3 protein-coding genes are annotated in these 2,693 nt (G+C 65.5%); all 3 read right to left on the bottom strand.

The genetic code is table 11. The features are described 5' to 3' along the window. The coding region (locus tag ACFO8M_RS00650; protein ID WP_387969101.1) for a sialidase family protein at positions 1 to 613 on the bottom strand (613 nt) is incomplete at its 3' end. 117 nt (positions 614 to 730) lie between these two features. Beyond that, positions 731 to 1,669, bottom strand: a complete 939-nt coding sequence (locus ACFO8M_RS00655) for a carbohydrate ABC transporter permease (protein WP_387969104.1) — start codon at positions 1,667 to 1,669, stop codon at positions 731 to 733. Continuing rightward, positions 1,666 to 2,649 carry an ABC transporter permease gene (locus ACFO8M_RS00660; RefSeq protein WP_387969107.1) on the bottom strand — a complete coding sequence of 328 codons (984 nt, stop codon included), beginning with the start codon at positions 2,647 to 2,649 and terminating at the stop codon, positions 1,666 to 1,668. Before ACFO8M_RS00660 ends, ACFO8M_RS00655 begins: the two co-directional genes overlap by 4 nt. Between the last annotated feature and the right edge of the window lie 44 nt (positions 2,650 to 2,693).

Here is a 2,693-nt window from a genome sequence, read left to right on the forward strand (position 1 = left end):
TCCCGGGATTGGGGAAGTTCTCGACCTTCGCCCAGGTGCGGCCGTAGTCCTTGGACCGCCACAGGCCGTTCCCGCTGGGCGCACCGAGATACAGCTCGGCGTTGTCGGCCGGGTTCACCACCAGGCGTTCGCCCATGCCGCGGCCGGGCATGTTGCCGCCCTGCTTGAACGGCAGCTCGGCGACGCCCCAGGTCTCGCCCTTGTCCTCGGAGTACAGGACCGCGCCGTTGTTGGGGTCCCAGTCGATGGTGTAAGTGCCGACCGCGGCGTAGACCCGGTCGGTCTCGACCGGGTCGGTGGCCATGGAGACCACACCGGACCAGCCCCACTTGTCGCGGCCGACCCAGTCCAGGAGCGGCTTCCAGGTGCGGGAGTCCTCCTGCCACCGGTAGCAGCCACCGATGTCGGTGCGGGCGTAGATCAGGTTCGGCTCGGTCTCGTTGAACACGATGCCGGGGACGAAACCGCCGCCGTTGATGGCGGCGTTCTTCCAGGTGTAGGTGTTGCCTCCCTGCCGGTCGCGTTCTTGCGCTCCGGCGAAGAAGGGAATGGACAGGGCGCCGGCCCCGACCACGGCCGCGCCTGCGGTGGCGGCGAATGTGCGTCGTCGCACGTACTGCTCCTTTTCGTTGGTTGGTGCGGTATTGCTTTACGGTTCAAGTATTAACGGGCGTCCGGGCCCGGCAAAGACCGGACGCCCTCCCTCCACGGAACCCTCACGGTCCGCGGCTTATCCCTTCACGGCTCCGGTGATGACGGCCTTCGTGAAGTGCTTCTGGATGAACGGGTACATGATCACGATCGGGATGATCGTGCAGACCACGACGGCCATCTTGAGTGCGGCCGTGGGTGCGGCCTCGCCCTGGTCCCGGTACTGGGCGGCGGCCTGCGCGCCCTCGGGAAGGCCCTGGGTGGACATGAGCATCCGCTGCAGGACCACCTGGATCGGCTGGGTCTCCAGGCCCGGCGTGTAGAGCACCGCCTGGAAGTACATGTTCCAGTAGCCGACGGCGTAGAACAGGGCGATGACCGCCAGGATCGCCTTCGACATCGGCAGGACGATCTTGAAGAGCGTCCGGAACTCGCCGGCGCCGTCCATTTTGGCGGCGTCGAGGAGCTCGCCGGGGATCGAGTTCATGAAGAACGCGCGCAGGATGATGATGTTGAACGTGCCCACGGCTCCGGGCAGGATGAGCGACCAGTAGGAGTTGAACAGGCCGAGGTTCTGCACGACGAGGAAGCTCGGGTACATGCCGGGTCCGAACAGGAACGTGAGCAGGATGAGCCACAGGATCGGGCGGTGCAGCAGCGATCCGGTGCGCGAGAGCGCGTAGGCGCCGCAGATGGTGAGGACCATGCTGATGGCGGTGCCGCCGACGGTGAGGACGGTGGTGAGGATCAGCGAGTCGGTGAGCGCGCCGCCGGAGAAGATCTCCTGGTAGGCCTGGAAACTCACTTCGGTCGGCAGGATGAGCAGGTTGCCGCCGACGCGCGTCAAGGCTTCCTCGCTGGCGAAACTGGTGGCGACGACGGCCCAGAGCGGCAGCACGATCGCGGCGCCGTAGCAGATCAGGAACAGGGCCTTGACGGCCTTCCCCGCGAGGGACGGCTCTTCGTCCCAGACGGGACGTGCGCTCTTTCGGCGGGGTTTGATGTCGATGGCGGTCATGACTTCTGATAGATCCCTTGCTCTCCGAGGCGGTGCGCGACGTTGTTCGAGACGAGGATGAGGATCAGCCCGATGACGCCCTTGAACAGGCCCGCGGCGGTGCCGAACGATTCGCCTTGGCTGCCGACGATGCTCTGGTAGTACACGTAGGTGTCGAGCACTTCCGTGGCCTGGTAGCCGACGGCCTGGCGCTGGAGCTGGTACTGCTCGAAGCCGACGGAGAGGATGCCGCCGATCTGGAGGATGAGCAGCAGGATGATGACGGGGCGGATACCGGGAAGGGTGATGTGCCACATGCGCCGCCACCGGTTGGCGCCGTCGGAGGCCGCCGCTTCGTACAGGCTCGGGTTGATCGAGGACAGGGCCGCGAGGAAGATGATCATGCCCCAGCCGGCGTCCTTCCAGGCCCACTGCATCCACACCAGGAAGGTGAAGGTGTCGGGGTTGGACGTGAAGTCCAGCCGTTCCCCGCCGCCGTTCATGATCCAGTTGGAGACGAGGCCGTCGGCGCCGAGGACTTGGACGAACACGGTGACGACGAGGACCCACGAGAAGAAGTGCGGCAGGTACACGATGGACTGGAACGTCGACCTGACCTTGATGGAGATGATGCTGTTCATCGCGAGCGCGAGCGCGACCGACAGGGGGAACATGCACAGCAGGTTCAGGGCCGCGAACTTGAGCGTGTTGAGCAGGGCCGGTGTGAAGTAAGGGTCGGCGAAGAGTCGCTCGAACCAGGCGAAGCCGACGAACGGGTTCTCCCAGAAGGGCCGGTAGGGGCTGTAGTCCATGAACGCGATGATGTTCCAGGCGGTGGGCCAGTAGTGGAACACCGAGAGGTGGGCGACCACGGGTAGTGCCAGGAGCAGCAGGGGCCAGTCGTGGCGGAAGCGTTGGGCCACGGTTCGCCTGCGTCTGACGATGGGGTGGTTCGCGGGCTCGTCGGTGTCCGGTGGCGCGGTGCTCTGGAGTGTAGCCATCGCTTGAGATTCCAGTCGTCGTAGATCCTGTGTGGAGGCGGCCG

The organism is Glycomyces rhizosphaerae, assembly GCF_042647865.1.
In the GTDB taxonomy this organism is placed as follows: domain Bacteria; phylum Actinomycetota; class Actinomycetes; order Mycobacteriales; family Micromonosporaceae; genus Glycomyces; species Glycomyces rhizosphaerae.